Source organism: Syntrophothermus sp., assembly GCF_013314835.1.
Lineage (GTDB): Bacteria > Bacillota > Syntrophomonadia > Syntrophomonadales > Syntrophothermaceae > Syntrophothermus > Syntrophothermus lipocalidus.
Window position 1 is genome coordinate 15,290 of record NZ_JABUEX010000007.1, and the last position, 14,183, is coordinate 29,472.

Sequence of the window (14,183 nt, forward strand, 5' to 3'; positions counted from 1 at the left end):
TAAGTCTTTCTTCACCATCACTCATCTTCGATCACAACCACGCACATCCCGTCAAAGTCTGATTGGCTGATTGACTCGGGGGAACCTGTAATTATGAGCTCTTCAGGCCAAGACAGGCGAGAGCCGACGGTTATCCTTTTGTCCTTTAGCCCCGCCCGGAGCAAACTTCGGGCGATGGCAGACGGGGTATTTGAGTTGTCGGTTAGGACAGCCAACAGCCTCGCATTCCTGACCTTGGACAACAGATCAACATCTTGGCGTCCGTGCAGGCTTACAACCTCGCAATCATGCCAGGAACGTTTCAGTCTGGCAAACAGGTACTGGACAGAACTTATGCCCGGAATCACCTCTATATCGTTGTCCGGGAAACGGGTTTTCAACAGGGTCAGCAGGCTGAAAATACCGGGGTCTCCTGAGACCAGAAAACCGACTTTCTTCCCCTCTTTGTACATCGAATTTACCGATGTCAGAACCGGTTCCAGGTTTCCGGTAAGTTCTATCAAGTATTCTTTCGCCTTAGCAAAGAGGATCAAGTACCGGCGAGCCCCCACCAACACGTCGCACTCATTTGCGGTTTTAAAAGCTACGGGCAAGATATAGTCAGGATTGCCTGGACCCATACCTATGACGAACAGGCTAGACATGTAAAAACTCCTCCCAGAGTTGCTTACCAGCAGTATCCATTGCTAGAAGGCTTCCTTTCCCTGCATAAACTATCGTTCCCACCCTGACACGCCCCTGAAGTCTTTGCCTGCACCTCGCGCTGACGCGTTCCGCGACGTATTGGTAAACGCCTTCGAGGCCGCGTTCTCGTATGATATCTAAAGCTGCATCACTGGTGGGACAGTCCAGCAACTGAGCTATTGTATCCCTGTCAGCACCGTGCAAAGAAGCGAAGGCAGATAATATTTCCATCCTGGCATCAGCCACCCGGCTGTGGGTGTGAAATATGCCTCCTGCTATCTTTATCAGCTTGCCGATATGACCGACTATTAGCAAGTCCTCGAATCCCTGTTCCAGGCAGGAATCGAGCAGGAAACCGATAAAGTTACTGGATATAACCACCATCTCGTGAGGTAGGCCCAGTTTGGTAGTGGCGAATTTTTCGCCGTATTTTCCAGGGACCAATACTGCTTGTTTGCAGCCACTGGCCGCAAGGACTTTGACCTTAAGGATTAAGGCTTCTTTCAGGGCTTCCTCTGACATGGGTTCCACTATACCGGTGGTACCCAAAATGGACAGTCCCCCCTCAATTCCCAAACGGGGGTTAAAGGTTTTTTCGGCGACTTCTTTTCCGCCCGGAATGAATATGGTGACCTCTACCCCTTGACCTGGTGGCAGTTCGGTCCTGACTGCATCCAGTATCATACGGCGAGGAACCGGGTTAATGGCTGGTTCCCCGACGGCGATACCTAACCCCGGCTTGGTTACGATGCCGACTCCTTCGCCGGCACAGATGTCGACCCGCGCGTGGGCCGCAAAGGACACCTTGGCAAAAACGTCGAGACCGGTTGTAACATCAGGATCATCTCCCCCGTCTTTGCGCACGGAACACATAGCCCAATCAGGCTGTATGGTGACGTTGTCCACCGCAAGCCGGAGCTTGATGCCGGCCGGCACCTCGATTTCGATCGATTCCAGCGGTACTCCGGTCACGAGCATCCTGGTGGCGGCCTGGGCAGCCGCTGCTGCGCAAGAGCCCGTAGTATAACCCTTTCTGAGCTTTCGTCCGTTTACCACAACGTAATGATTCATACCTCAGGTTCGACCTCGCCGTTTGACGCCAAATGTAAAAGCGCATTAACGATGGCTGCGGCCACATTACTACCTCCTTTGCGCCCCCTAGTAATAATGTAAGGGATTGACGAATGGCGGAGGGCTTCTTTGGCTTCGGTAGCTCCAACAAACCCCACCGGGACTCCAATTACTACCGCCGGATTGACCATTTGCTGTTCATGCAAAGAAATGAGTTCGAATAAGGCAGTGGGGGCGTTACCCACAGCGAAGATCCGGTTACGGGGATCCTCTGAGGCAGCCCGCATGGCCACCATAGCCCGGGTAATACCTAGGCTACGGGCTGTTTCTTCTACTTCCGGCAGGTCGATGAAGCACGAGACTCCAATTCCAAACCGTTCCAACATGTTACGGTTAACCCCTGCCTTGGCCATATTGGTGTCGGTTACGATATGGCATCCTGATCTAAGCGCAGTAACCGCGGCCTCAATAGCTCCTGGACTTATTTCGGTTATGTCGGCAAAGGTGAAGTCGGCGGTAGTATGAATCATCCTGGTGATTATTCTGGTTTCAGCCTCGGTCCAAGAGCGTTGCCCCAGTTCTTTCCGGATGATTTCGAAGCTCTTCTGTTCGATACTGCTCGGAGATTTTAAAAAGGTCAAGATGTATTCACCTCTTTTTGCGCGCTATTATTAAGGACAAATAGTTGACATTACAACCCCGAATCTCATCTAAGTCATACACGATCCGTTCATTGTCTAACCCCAGGCGAGAGACAAAAACCGCTGTTTCCTTCATGCCCGCTCTTTCAAGCCTTTCTATCAAAGATGAACAATCGCCTTTAACCTTCATGAAGACCACGGTATCGAAGGCGTCGAGAATAGGCTGGATATCGGTATGAGCGTACACCGCAGGCACGATTGCTATTCGTTCGTTCTTCTCGGCCAGGGATACTCCGGTTTTCGAACAGGCAGCTGTTACCGAACTGATGCCAGGTATGGTTTGGGCGTCTATGCCCCGGCGTTTCAGTTCTTGCAAGAGATACACGTAGGTAGAATAGAACATAGGATCCCCCAAGGTCACAAAACCGACATTCTTGCCGTTTTCGATGAGAATCCTGATTTCTTCGGCTACCGCAGCCGCGGATTCTTGCCAGATGGCAGGATCTTCTGACATAGGAAAGCGGCGAAAAAGGACTTCAACATTGTGGTTTAGCAAATCACGGACGATATTGTAGGCAAGGCTTTCTTTTTCTTCGGCGGTAACCGGTGTTATGAGCACATCAAGCAAACGCAGGGTCTTACAAGCCTTTAAAGTTAAGAGTTCCGGGTCCCCGCTCCCTACCCCTATTCCGTAAAAAACCCCCAACAAGTCCGATCCCCCTTCGCTCTGTGTTACAACTCCAGCTCCATCAGGTCTTCGTAGTTACCCGACACGGCTTCGGCTACCCGTTTTACAAACAGGTTTTGAAAAGCCTCGACTTCACCTAAGCCGTGCGTCCATACCTGCACCCCGTAACCATGCCGCTCCAAAACACTTTTCCAGGAGGATTCATCATCTCCGGCCATATCGCGAAATACATGTTCACCTGCAACCAGCATAAATGGCATCAAAGTAACCTTTTTTACGCTCTTTTGGTCCAATTGGTCTATGACCTGATAAAGGTCGGGACACCCTTCTACCGTAGCCAGGTGCACCCGGTCAGCTCCTAGTTTTCTTAAAGTCCACTCAAAACAGAAGTAACACCCGTTAGCTGGATCCCAGCTCCCGTGTGCCATTAGAATCACCGCCTGTCCCTCACCGGTTTGGGGCAACTGCGGGAGCAACGCCAGGGCGGCTTCTTCATAGTCGTCAGGGGATTTCTCAGTCTTGGCGAAATACAAAAGAGGTCGTCCCAGGCTTACCCGTTCGAAACTATCATGGTAGCGGCGAATGGCCCGTAAAAGCTTCTTCCATTCCAGACCGGGAATAATGTGTAAGGGTTGAATAACTACATGTTTTACGCCTTCGGTTTTTAGGGCCTCGAGGGCTTCTAAAGGATTCTCGACCTTGATCGAGTCCCTTTCCCATAGCCTTCTTATTACCATCTCTGCAGTAAAAGCCAGCCTGGTTTCAAATTCCGGAAAAGCTTGTTTGATCTTAGTCACGACACTGTCAATGGCATTCTGCCTCGCCGTAGCATACGTGGTTCCGAAGGCTGCTACCAGTATCGTTTTTTTTTGGTTCATTACTCAATAGCCTCCTTTTTGGCTCGAACTACGGGCGGCTCGCGATCCATTCCCGAACCTTCTTGGAAGGTAATTCGGTTTCGATTATGCTTATCAGGGCCTGTATATGCCGCGGTTTTGGTAGCGAGGGCGGTATAAACCCGATCTTGAGCAAGCGTTCGTAAACGACGCTGACGACCGGGGGCTTGAGCCCGAACTCGAATAAGAGGTGAGGGTCTTGAGAAAGTTCTGAAAAGTCTCCCTCCCAAACGGTAGTCCCTCGATCCATGATTATGAAGTGATCAGCCCAGCTCCAGGCTAAATCTATATCATGAGTGGTCATTACCAAGGTTACACTTTGGCTACGCAACCTATCAAGTTCCGAAAATAATGATTCTACACCAGCAGCGTCCAGGCCAGAAGCAGGTTCGTCCAAGAGGATTACCGATGGCCGCATGGCCAGAACCCCGGCCAGAGCGACCTTTTGCTTTTCCCCAAAGCTCAAGAACGGAACTGGGCGCTCCACCAGATGGCTGGCCCCTACCGCTTGCAGGGCCCACTTGACTCTATCTTCTATCTCGTGCTTTGGAAGACCCGAGTTAGTTGGTCCGTACGCCACATCTTGATATACAGTCGGGCAGAATACCTGGGTGTCGGGGTTTTGCATCACTAACCCTACCCGGGAACGCAGATAGGTTAGGCCGGGTTTGGAATAATCCAGGGGTTTTTGTTCGAAAAGGACACGGCCTTGATGCGGACGTAACACGCCCGTCAGTGTCCACAACAGGGTGGATTTGCCGGCCCCGTTCTGCCCCAGGATAACCGTCCTTTTACCTTCCGGTATGCGGCAGTTTACATTCTTCAGCCCGTTGTCTTGACCCGGATAACAGTAACTCAGGTCTTGGACCTCGAAGACGTATACCTCTTTCGTCATCTGTATCCCTCACTCAAACCATAACAGCAATGACTATGGCGGTTGCTGACACAAAACACACTAGCAACAAGCGGGCGGGTGACAACTTTGGGAAAACAGCCAGGTCGGGCAGGGTGCAATTCAAACCCCTGACCAACATAGCGGTGGTGTTTTCCCGAGACCTGTGTATAGCGTCTACCCAAGCAAAAGTAACCAAATAACTAAAAGATGAGAAAGAATGTTTCCAGTCAGAATAACCAAGCCTGAGCGTTTGAGCCCACACGGTTTGTTCGACTGTTTCAGACAATAGGTATATCCCGCGGTACATGATGTACATGATGTCACTGATGATATCTGGCATTCTTAGGGTTTTCAAAACTGAGGTCAGTTCCACTATCGGTGTGGTCAAGCAGAGAAAGTACATGGCGCTGACCATGGATAGGACTCTTGCTGACAACTGGTGAGCCGTTTGCACCCCTTCCCAGGTGATGCCCCACGTTAAACCGAATGTCTTCACGGACAACACGCATGGGATACCAGGGTTATAGGAGATGACTATAGCTATAATTCCAATAGCAAGAAAAGCCACAGGCCATGATAACATGTAGAGGAAGTCTTTCAGTTTTACTCGGGCCGCACCGACAATCAGCGCCGAGAACACCAGAAAAACCGAAAAGGCCACAGCCGGGCGGTGAGAAATGAGCGTTACTAGCATACCGCCTGCTGTTATGCTTAACCTCTCCAACGGGTGCCAGCGGCGCAAAGCGTTGTTCCAGGCGTAATCATCGAGCAACATCAGGCTTCATCCCCGGATTTTCTCCGATTATATCCGACGTAATAACCGATAACTCCCGCACCTAGAGCTGCTTGCAAAGAGAACAATAGGCTTTCGATCTCGCCACTGGGTGGTTCAAAGACCGGGCTGAACCAAGGTTTGTAGCCAGGGGTTATCTCTCCTATCAAGCCTTCGGCTTGACTGTCTGCTCCCGTGAACAGTTCGGCGTCGCCTTTGTGCGGTGCCATCAAAAAAGGAAGAATTAGAATCAGCAGCAAAACAACACCTAATACCCATTTGTGGCTGGCTTTTAGCATTTGTCGTCTACCTCCTTGGGCCTAACAAGACTGATGACCTGCAACTCCGAGAGGTCCTGGTAATTATAGGTTAGAATGAGGTTAAATACGAATACGGTGACAATGCCTTCGATGACCGCCAGGGGAACCTGGGTGACAGCAAATATAGTTGAAAACTTGGCAAAAGAAGCGGCAATTCCTCCTACAGGGTCGGGAAAAGCAATTGCCAACTGCAGCGAAGTTGTAACATACGTGGCCAGATCGCCCAAGGAGGCAGCAAGAAAGACCCTTACCGGCAGGGGCATGCCTAGCTTTTTCCCTCCTAGCATAATCCACCAAGCCACGAAGGGCCCCACTATAGCCATGGAAAAGGTATTGGCTCCAAGGGTAGTTATGCCTCCGTGCGCCAGCAACAAAGCCTGAAACAGCAAGACTATACAGCCGATGACTGGCATTACCCACGGTCCGAACAGGATGGTGCCGAGACCCGTCCCTGTGGGGTGTGAGCAACTGCCGGTCACCGAAGGCAACTTCAAGGCAGATAGCACAAAAGTGAAAGCACCGGAAACACCCAATAACATCTTGGTTTCTGGTTTTTCTTTAAGCACGCGGGCTAGTCTAGCGGTCCCGTAGACTACGAACGGGGCAGAGGCGGCGGTCCACGCCAGGGCGTGTTTGGCCGGAAGATAACCTTCCATAATGTGCATAAGACTTCCCTCCTTGACGATGAGAAATGTTAACCACTGGCCGGGGTAGTTATTGCTTAACTTCACCTCCTATCCTCACTTTGAATTTCCAGTCACTAGCTGAGGTACCGTTTAAGACAGGTTATAAGGGACTGGTTGTCTTGGCGATTTTTGATAGCTATCCGAATAAACTGGTTGTCCAAGCCTCGAAAATTGCTGGCATCCCTAATTAAGAAGCCATCATTTAACAGCAGCGCTTTTAACCGGGCTGCATCGAGGTCGGGACGGTTGATCCGGCATAAAACGAAATTAGCAGCCGGAGGGAATACGACGAGATCGCGAAACTCAGCCAGGCGGTTATAAAAGTAAGCCCGTTCTTCGGCAATCCAGGCGCGAGAGGAGGTTATGTAATCGGCGTCGTCGAAAACGACTTCCATAGCACAGGCTGCCAGCAGGTTAACCGACCACGGTTCTTTGGTCAGCAGCAGCCTTGAGAACGTTTCCTCGTTTCCCACCCAGGCATAACCTGCTCTTAAGCCGGGAAGGGCGAAGAACTTGGTCAAAGCCCGCAATACCACCACGTTGTCGAACTCGGAAGCGAAGCTGAGAACCGAGGAGTCAGGGTAGTCCTCGGTGAATTCGATAAATGTTTCATCAACCACTACTGTTACCGAAAGGCTTTTAGCTGTTCCGATCACCGCCTTCATGGTGCCACGGTCCAGCAACTTACCGGTAGGGTTGTTGGGGTTGCACAGGATCAACATCTGAGCTCCTACCTGTTTCAAGTTCTCGAACAAGAGTTGCGGTGACAGAGCGAAACCATTTTCCCAGTCGAGAACAATAGGAACGAACTCCGCTCCGCCTAAGCGGGCTGCTCGTTCGTATTCAGAAAAAAGGGGAACGGGAGCAAGCACCCGGTCAGGCTTGAGGGCTCGAAACAGTTGAAATATGATTTCGGTGGCGCCGTTGCCTAAGATCACGTTTTCTTTCGAAACCCGACAATACCGGGCTGCTGCTTCCCGGGGAGCAATGTATTCCGGATCAGGATAGTGAACCAAGAGGTCGAGTTTTTCTACTACTGCTTTTCTGACTCGGGGCGGAACTCCTAGAGGGTTTATATTAGCGCTGAAATCTATTACCGGGTACGGATACCGGTAGATGTTGCCTCCGTGGAAATCCATCACATCGCAAACCTTCTCTCCGAATTTATCCGTTCTAGCCTTGTGTGTATCGGAGAACTAAACGGTATTCTTAATGTGCTTGTATTTCCAGCAAGATGCGACTAGGCTTTCCGCTAGCAAAGGATTGCTCCAGAAATGGAGGTGAGGGTAACCTGCTAGGGTGTTTTTGTAGACGAAACCACACTGCCACCTGTTCTGGCTTGAAGCTGCAGTAACCTCATAAACATGAGGCAACGAAATGCCTTCCACGACGGAGTGATGGAACTCATGTCCTTTAACCAACCTGCCAGCCACTCCCAAGATGCTATCCGAAGTTAAACGGATTTCGACGTAGCCAAATCGTTGCAACCTATCAGTCATTCGGCTGATACCATCCAGCACCCCGGTCATAGGCCACTCTTTTCCTTCACCGTCTTGTATGCTCTGGGTGAGGTACATCAAGCCTCCACACTCGGCAAAACACGGCAGGCCTTCTGCCAAACGCTGGCGAAAACTTTCCAGCATGGATTGATTCTCCGATAGACCCTCGGCAAATACTTCCGGGAACCCTCCCCCCAAGTAAACCCCGTCGGCATCTTCCGGTATGATTTTGTCGTGCAAAGGACTGAAGTGCACAACTGACGCTCCCAGCTGGGCTAGCAGGTCTAGATTGTCTTGATAGTAAAAGTTGAACGCCTCATCCCAAGCTACTGCCAAGTTGACCGGGAAAACGTTTTCGGGAGGAGAGAGGGCAGGGTAAGCGGGTGTCCAAAGAGACGGGGTTGACGACGCTATAGTCAATAGCCGATCGATGTCCACCGTTGTTTCGATAAGGCGGGCAAGCTTCTCGACGCGGGCGTGCATTCCTTCCATCTCTATCGCCTGGACAAGTCCCAGATGGCGGCTGGGTAAGCGCAGCTCCTCGCGTGGGGGAAGACATCCGAGAACAGGAACTCCAGTACGTTTCTCGACTGCTTCTCGCACCGCGTCATAATGCGGACCTGGAGAGACTTGGTTTAGAATAACGCCTCGAACTTGAACCTGCGGGTCGTATTGCTGGTAACCCAAGACTTGAGCAGCGGCGCTCGCTGACAGGCAGGAGGCGTCCACGACCAGAATCACGGGACAATCAAGGGTCTTGGCTACCGCAGCCGTACTGCCAGCAATCCCCGCACCTATACCGTCGAACAAGCCCATGACTCCTTCGATTACAGCAATATCTGCTCCCGACATATTTTTGAGGAAAAGGTAACGCAGAGTTGACGGGGTGAGCATCCAGTCATCCAGGTTTCTGGATACGCGCTTGGCGACCAAGGTGTGGTAGGCGGTATCTATGTAATCAGGCCCGACTTTGTAAGGCTGTACTCGCAAACCGCGCCGCACCAGGGCGGCCATCAATCCGATTGAAATGGTGGTTTTACCAGCTCCGCTATGGGTACCGGCAATGATTATTCGTGGCGTAGACATGAATTTACCTCCCTGCCTCAAACAAACAAAAAAGGCTTCTTCGAAGCCAGTCAACAACATCGTCCGTAGCGTCACACGACGGAGTATTTGCCCTTCTCTCCGAAGACCAAAATACACGTCAGGCCGGGTCTCCTGGCTCGTGTTCATCCTCCTCCTCACCTTCCCAGGCCATGCCCAGTGGCTTCTAATGAGGATTCGTCCCACTTACAGTAGCGGAGGCTGCACCGGCTTCTCACCGATTTCCCCGTTTATTCCTGGACGGGAACACCTGACGCCGCTATACAGTTTTCTATACTTTCCAAGTCTAATCTCATCATAACCAAGAGCCGGTAGTTCGTCAAGACCAGGCCAGCAAATTCCACAACCATACTATTGCCAATCCAGGTTCACTTGGGTTATAAGTATATTAGAGATTAAGAGGATAACTTATATCCCTATTGGAGATGATGCAATGCAGATCACCAGACAGGCGGAGTACGCGGTTCGGGTTATGTTAGAGCTGGCTAGGTTGCCCAAAGGTGAAATGCTGTCAGCCCGCGAAATATCCGAAAAGCAGCAGATTCCAGAAGTGTTTTTAAAAAAGACTATACAGATCCTGGCCAGGGCAGGACTGGTGCACACTCAGCGTGGACCGCGAGGTGGAGTTCAGTTGGCGAAGGACCCGACCGAAGTGACTCTAGCCGATATTTTAGTAGCGGTAGAGGGGCCTTTGGCCTTAAACGTTTGCTTGGTGCCGGGGTACGAGTGTGTGAACAAACCCGACTGTAAAGTACACCGGGTACTGGCCAGGGCGCAGAAGGCATTAGTTTCCGAGCTTTCCTGCAATTCGCTGGCGGAACTAGCCGAGGTTTGAAGCCCCCAGGGTAAAGAAAAATAACAGGGGAATAGGTGTTCTCTAAAAAGAGACAAATATCATACTTATTATCCTCTATAGGAGGTGATCCGGTTTCAGGTGAACCTAGAAGGTGGGTAACCCTCGTCGTAGTTGACGGTATTGAGGAGAGGAGGAAAAAGTAAGATGTTTTGTAACCAGTGTGAGGAAACATCCAAAGGGGTGGCATGCACCGTTAGAAGAGGAGTTTGCGGGAAATCGGAAGAGGTGGCAGCTCTCCAAGACCTGTTGATGCACTCCATCCGCGACTTGGCGACCCACGCCTCACTTGCCCGCGAAGCAGGCTGGGTAGACGAAGAAGTTAATCATTTCACTTGTGAGGCAGTATTTGCAACCCTGACTAACGTAAACTTCGATCCTGAGCGTCTCCAACGGCTCATAAAACAGGCTCAGGAGCTGAGGGATAAGGTTAGGGAAGAGTTACCGAAGAACCGGCATGACTTAGCCGGTAGCTTGCCTTCTGCTCTGGTATTGGAGCGGTTTGATATTTCTACTCTGATCGAGGAAGGTAACCGATTGGGATTCTTAATCAGTTCAGACCTTGACCCTGATGTCCGGTCTCTGCAGGAGATATTGCTTTACGGTGTCAAAGGAGTGGCGGCCTACGCGCATCATGCCCAGACCTTGGGCCAGGAAGACGACTCCGTTTACCGGTTTATTCATGAAGCTTTTGCCGCTCTAGGAAACAAGGAGTGGGGCGGAGAACAGTGGTTGGACATGGTTTTGCGCTGTGGGGAAATCAACCTGAAGACCATGGAACTTTTGGACAAGGCCCATACCTCAGCCTTCGGTAATCCGGTGCCGACTTCAGTACCGTTGGGACATCGAAAGGGCAAGTGTATCTTAGTGTCCGGACATGACTTGAAGGACCTGAAAAACCTTTTGGAACAAACCCAGGGCAAGGGCATCGATGTTTATACTCACGGTGAAATGCTTCCTGCTCATGGTTATCCGGAACTGAAGAAGTTTCCCCATCTCTTCGGTCACTACGGGACAGCATGGCCCAACCAGAGAAAGGAGTTTGCCGCTTTCCCGGGGGCGATACTGATTAATACCAACTGTATCCAGGAACCTCACGAATCGTACCGGGACCGGATTCTTACTACTGGGCCTGTAGGTTGGCCGGGAGTCCAACACCTGGCAGAAGGGGAATACGGGAAGCTGATTGAAAAAGCCCTGAGCCTGCCGGGGTTCGAGTCTGACGAAGACAGGGGAAGCGTTATGTGCGGGTTTGCCCACAGCGCCATCCTAAGTTCAGCGGACAAGATAATTCAAGCTGTCAAAGACGGGAAGATTAGGCATTTTATACTGGTGGGGGGCTGCGACGGTGCCCGAACGGGGCGGAATTACTACACAGAACTGGTAGAGAAAACACCGGGCGACACGGTAGTAATGACCCTGGCTTGCGGGAAGTTCAGATTCTTTGACCGCCAACTGGGGACCATAGAGGGGATACCCAGATTGCTCGATATCGGACAGTGCAACGATGCCTATTCGGCGATAAAAGTGGCCTTAGCCTTAGCGGACGCTTTTGGTTGCGGTGTTAATGAACTGCCTTTGTCCCTGGTGCTTTCTTGGTACGAGCAAAAGGCAGTAGCAATACTGTTGACATTGCTGTACCTGGGGGTAAAGAACATGCGCCTGGGCCCGACGTTACCTGCTTTTATCAGTCCGGGAGTATTAGGAGTACTGGTTGATAATTTCGATATCAAGCCGATTTCGAGCCCAGAGGAGGATCTACAGGCGATTCTGTGTAAATAAGAGAAAAAAAACCGGCCCATTCTCGCAGGCCTGAAGATGGGCGGCTTTTTTGAACCGAAAACAAATGGGGGGACTATTTGTCCCCCTTATTATTCTTATTCGATGTCGATCTTGCGGCCAATGTCTCCTTGGTGTTTTTTAGGTAAATCCAACCTGAGCACGCCGTTTTTGAATTCTGCTTTGGCTTGAGCAGAGTCTACTTCTACGGGAAGAGGAATATTACGCGAAATAGAACCATAGTAACACTCGCTGTGGTAATAGCTGTCTGCTTTCACTTCGTTTTGCTGCCGCTTTTCGGCATTGACCGACACGTAGGTGGGATAAACTTTTACTTCCAGGTCTGACTTCTCTACTCCGGGCAGTTCGACGGACACCACTAAGTTTTCGCCAGTATCGCACACTTCTGCTCTGGGAGTCTTCATTTGCCAATCGGCCGGAAGCAGTGAAAAAGCTGATTTCGTAGCTTCTTCAAACCAGCGATCCATGTCGTCATAAAGCTTGTCAATACCGGCCTTCCAGATACGCAGGGGATGCTCACCGAAAGGTTTTGGCAGTCTCCTCATCATCATCCACTCCTTTCCCGAAAAAATTTACCCCACAATTTTATTATAGTAACGGTTGTAACCGGGGTAAAACCCAAAATTTCCAGAAAAGTGTCGTCCAGTAATAGGAATAGCAGGATATTGCAAGGTCGCGAAGAAAAACTATCAAGGGAGAGGTGATAAGGTGCTGGCTGTAGTCAATTCGCTAGTGCTGCAAGGAATAGAAGCTCGAACTGTTGAAGTCGAAGTCGATATACACTCAGGCCTGCCTTCGTTCGACATAGTGGGGCTGGCCAGCCAGTCGGTTCGGGAAGCGAAGGAACGCGTGCGATCCGCCATAAAGAATGCCGGCCTGAAATTCCCGTTGGAGCGTATCACCGTTAATTTGGCTCCTGCTGATATTAAGAAAGAAGGAAGCCACTTTGATCTGCCTATTGCGGTTGGCATCCTCGCTGCCAGCGGGCAGCTTGAAGGGCGGGTCCCAGGTAATCTATATCTTGTGGGGGAGCTGTCTTTAGAAGGGAGCGTCAGAAAAGTTCCGGGGGTGCTACCCATGGCCTTAGAGCTGATAACCCAAGCCCCTGTGCCGAGCCTGGTGGTTCCACAGGAGAACTTGAAAGAAGCGGCGTTAGTACAAGAGCTCCGTTGTTTCAGCGTAGGTTCGCTGGCGGAGTTCATCGAATTCGTCAACGGTAAGGGAAATCTCGCTCTAGTTTCAAATCAGGGTGAGGTTCATGGCAGCGAAATCTCCGATGAGCATCTCGATTTTGCCGATGTGAAGGGACAGGAAATCGCCAAGAGGGCATTGGAGATAGCTGCGGCCGGCTATCATAACATTATCCTCATCGGACCCCCGGGCAGCGGTAAGACCATGCTGGCCAGGAGGCTCCCAGGAATTTTGCCCGATATGAACCGTTCTGAGATTTTGGAAACCACCCGCGTGTATTCGGCTGCCGGACTGCTGGACACGGATTTACCTTTGATAACCAGGCGGCCTTTTCGATCCCCACACAAGAACGCTTCCTCCGCCAGTGTCATCGGTGGCGGCCGCGTGCCACGCCCCGGAGAGATCAGTTTGGCTCAGAACGGGGTTTTATTTATGGATGAACTGCCCGAGTTTTCACGGGACGTCCTTGAAGCATTGCGGCAACCGCTGGAAGATAGGGTAGTGACTGTAGCTCGGGCCCAGGCCACCCTGACCTATCCGGCCAACTTTTTGTTAGTGGGAAGTATGAATCCATGCCCTTGTGGCTACTACGGTGATGCTCTCAGGGAGTGCCGCTGTACCCCGCACCAGATCAGCAAGTACCTAGCCAGAATTTCGGGGCCCCTGCTCGACCGTACCGACCTGCACGTGGAAGTACCGAGGGTCAAGTACGAGGACCTGGTTCCGACCGAAAGGGGAGAAAGTTCTTCGACAATAAAGGAACGGGTTGTCAGGGCTAGGGAGATTCAGAAGCGCCGGTTCGAAGACAGGCCGTACCAGGTCAACGCGCTGATGCCGCCCCGTGATATCCGCAGGTTTTGCCGCCTGTCTGAAGAAGGCGAGAAGCTTTTAAAAGCTGCTTTTGAACGGTTAGCCTTGAGTGCCCGGGCCTACGACCGTATCCTGAAGGTAGCGAGGACCATAGCCGACTTAGAAGGGGAATCGAGTATTCTTCCTCGGCATTTAGCCGAGGCTGTTCAATACCGCAGCCTGGATCGGAAGTATTGGAACGGGTTATGATTATTTGATGTACTACCGGTCTTG

The 14,183-nt window shown here is 51.2% G+C and carries 15 protein-coding genes and 1 riboswitch; of the genes, 3 read left to right on the plus strand and 12 right to left on the minus strand.

All coding sequences use genetic code 11. The features are described 5' to 3' along the window. Positions 1 to 17: 17 nt before the first annotated feature. From cbiE to HPY90_RS03780, 11 genes are all read right to left on the minus strand, one after another. A complete protein-coding gene (gene cbiE, locus HPY90_RS03730; RefSeq protein WP_287191293.1) occupies positions 18 to 644 on the minus strand; it encodes a precorrin-6y C5,15-methyltransferase (decarboxylating) subunit CbiE in 627 nt (208 codons plus the stop codon). Then, positions 637 to 1,755, minus strand: a complete 1,119-nt coding sequence (gene cbiD, locus HPY90_RS03735) for a cobalt-precorrin-5B (C(1))-methyltransferase CbiD (protein WP_287191296.1) — start codon at positions 1,753 to 1,755, stop codon at positions 637 to 639. The genes cbiE and cbiD overlap by 8 nt, the downstream gene beginning before the upstream one ends. Beyond that, on the minus strand, positions 1,752 to 2,396 hold the full coding sequence (locus tag HPY90_RS03740; RefSeq protein ID WP_287191299.1) for a precorrin-8X methylmutase: 645 nt from the start codon (positions 2,394 to 2,396) through the stop codon (positions 1,752 to 1,754). Before HPY90_RS03740 ends, cbiD begins: the two co-directional genes overlap by 4 nt. Positions 2,397 to 2,403: 7 nt before the next feature. Further along, complete coding sequence (cobI, locus tag HPY90_RS03745) at positions 2,404 to 3,105, minus strand: precorrin-2 C(20)-methyltransferase (RefSeq protein WP_287191302.1); 702 nt, start codon at positions 3,103 to 3,105, stop codon at positions 2,404 to 2,406. 23 nt (positions 3,106 to 3,128) lie between these two features. Further along, entirely contained in the window at positions 3,129 to 3,962 is an 834-nt protein-coding gene (locus HPY90_RS03750) for a sirohydrochlorin cobaltochelatase (RefSeq protein ID WP_287191304.1), read from the minus strand. A 28-nt stretch (positions 3,963 to 3,990) separates the two neighbouring features. Beyond that, positions 3,991 to 4,875 (minus strand): energy-coupling factor ABC transporter ATP-binding protein, encoded by an 885-nt coding sequence (locus HPY90_RS03755; RefSeq protein ID WP_287191308.1) that lies wholly within the window; start codon positions 4,873 to 4,875, stop codon positions 3,991 to 3,993. 13 nt (positions 4,876 to 4,888) lie between these two features. After that, positions 4,889 to 5,650 (minus strand): cobalt ECF transporter T component CbiQ, encoded by a 762-nt coding sequence (cbiQ, locus tag HPY90_RS03760; RefSeq protein ID WP_287191310.1) that lies wholly within the window; start codon positions 5,648 to 5,650, stop codon positions 4,889 to 4,891. Beyond that, positions 5,650 to 5,946, minus strand: a complete 297-nt coding sequence (locus HPY90_RS03765) for an energy-coupling factor ABC transporter substrate-binding protein (RefSeq protein WP_287191313.1) — start codon at positions 5,944 to 5,946, stop codon at positions 5,650 to 5,652. The genes cbiQ and HPY90_RS03765 overlap by 1 nt, the downstream gene beginning before the upstream one ends. Then, positions 5,940 to 6,632: an energy-coupling factor ABC transporter permease gene (locus HPY90_RS03770; RefSeq protein ID WP_287191440.1), complete on the minus strand. Its 693-nt coding sequence runs from the start codon at positions 6,630 to 6,632 to the stop codon at positions 5,940 to 5,942. Before HPY90_RS03770 ends, HPY90_RS03765 begins: the two co-directional genes overlap by 7 nt. 95 nt (positions 6,633 to 6,727) lie before the next feature. Continuing rightward, positions 6,728 to 7,792 carry a pyridoxal phosphate-dependent aminotransferase gene (locus HPY90_RS03775; protein WP_287191443.1) on the minus strand — a complete coding sequence of 355 codons (1,065 nt, stop codon included), beginning with the start codon at positions 7,790 to 7,792 and terminating at the stop codon, positions 6,728 to 6,730. 57 nt (positions 7,793 to 7,849) lie between these two features. Further along, positions 7,850 to 9,385, minus strand: coding sequence for a cobyrinic acid a,c-diamide synthase CobB (locus tag HPY90_RS03780; protein ID WP_287191316.1), 1,536 nt, complete (start codon positions 9,383 to 9,385; stop codon positions 7,850 to 7,852). After that, a riboswitch (cobalamin riboswitch) is annotated at positions 9,343 to 9,525 on the minus strand. It overlaps the preceding gene by 43 nt. 164 nt (positions 9,526 to 9,689) lie before the next feature. Here HPY90_RS03780 and HPY90_RS03785 point away from each other — a divergent pair. Continuing rightward, on the plus strand, positions 9,690 to 10,091 hold the full coding sequence (locus tag HPY90_RS03785; RefSeq protein ID WP_287191319.1) for an RrF2 family transcriptional regulator: 402 nt from the start codon (positions 9,690 to 9,692) through the stop codon (positions 10,089 to 10,091). A gap of 165 nt (positions 10,092 to 10,256) precedes the next feature. Next, the gene (hcp, locus tag HPY90_RS03790; protein WP_287191322.1) at positions 10,257 to 11,891 is read left to right on the plus strand and encodes a hydroxylamine reductase; all 1,635 of its coding nucleotides are present in this window, start codon (positions 10,257 to 10,259) and stop codon (positions 11,889 to 11,891) included. A gap of 95 nt (positions 11,892 to 11,986) precedes the next feature. On the opposite strand, the gene HPY90_RS03795 is transcribed toward hcp, so the two are convergent. Beyond that, positions 11,987 to 12,454, minus strand: coding sequence for an Hsp20/alpha crystallin family protein (locus tag HPY90_RS03795; protein ID WP_287191325.1), 468 nt, complete (start codon positions 12,452 to 12,454; stop codon positions 11,987 to 11,989). 163 nt (positions 12,455 to 12,617) lie between these two features. Between HPY90_RS03795 and HPY90_RS03800 the strand changes: the two genes are divergently transcribed. Further along, positions 12,618 to 14,159, plus strand: coding sequence for a YifB family Mg chelatase-like AAA ATPase (locus tag HPY90_RS03800; protein WP_287191327.1), 1,542 nt, complete (start codon positions 12,618 to 12,620; stop codon positions 14,157 to 14,159). Positions 14,160 to 14,183 lie beyond the last annotated feature (24 nt).

Coding starts and splice junctions, on each gene's coding strand:
- HPY90_RS03770 (WP_287191440.1), bottom strand. CDS start 6,632: ATGCACATTATGGAAGGTTATCTTCCGGCCAAACACGCCCTGGCGTGG.
- HPY90_RS03750 (WP_287191304.1), bottom strand. CDS start 3,962: ATGAACCAAAAAAAAACGATACTGGTAGCAGCCTTCGGAACCACGTAT.
- HPY90_RS03775 (WP_287191443.1), bottom strand. CDS start 7,792: ATGGATTTCCACGGAGGCAACATCTACCGGTATCCGTACCCGGTAATA.
- HPY90_RS03765 (WP_287191313.1), bottom strand. CDS start 5,946: ATGCTAAAAGCCAGCCACAAATGGGTATTAGGTGTTGTTTTGCTGCTG.
- HPY90_RS03785 (WP_287191319.1), top strand. CDS start 9,690: ATGCAGATCACCAGACAGGCGGAGTACGCGGTTCGGGTTATGTTAGAG.
- cbiD (WP_287191296.1), bottom strand. CDS start 1,755: ATGAATCATTACGTTGTGGTAAACGGACGAAAGCTCAGAAAGGGTTAT.
- hcp (WP_287191322.1), top strand. CDS start 10,257: ATGTTTTGTAACCAGTGTGAGGAAACATCCAAAGGGGTGGCATGCACC.
- HPY90_RS03780 (WP_287191316.1), bottom strand. CDS start 9,385: ATGAACACGAGCCAGGAGACCCGGCCTGACGTGTATTTTGGTCTTCGG.
- cbiE (WP_287191293.1), bottom strand. CDS start 644: ATGTCTAGCCTGTTCGTCATAGGTATGGGTCCAGGCAATCCTGACTAT.
- HPY90_RS03795 (WP_287191325.1), bottom strand. CDS start 12,454: ATGAGGAGACTGCCAAAACCTTTCGGTGAGCATCCCCTGCGTATCTGG.
- HPY90_RS03755 (WP_287191308.1), bottom strand. CDS start 4,875: ATGACGAAAGAGGTATACGTCTTCGAGGTCCAAGACCTGAGTTACTGT.
- cbiQ (WP_287191310.1), bottom strand. CDS start 5,650: ATGTTGCTCGATGATTACGCCTGGAACAACGCTTTGCGCCGCTGGCAC.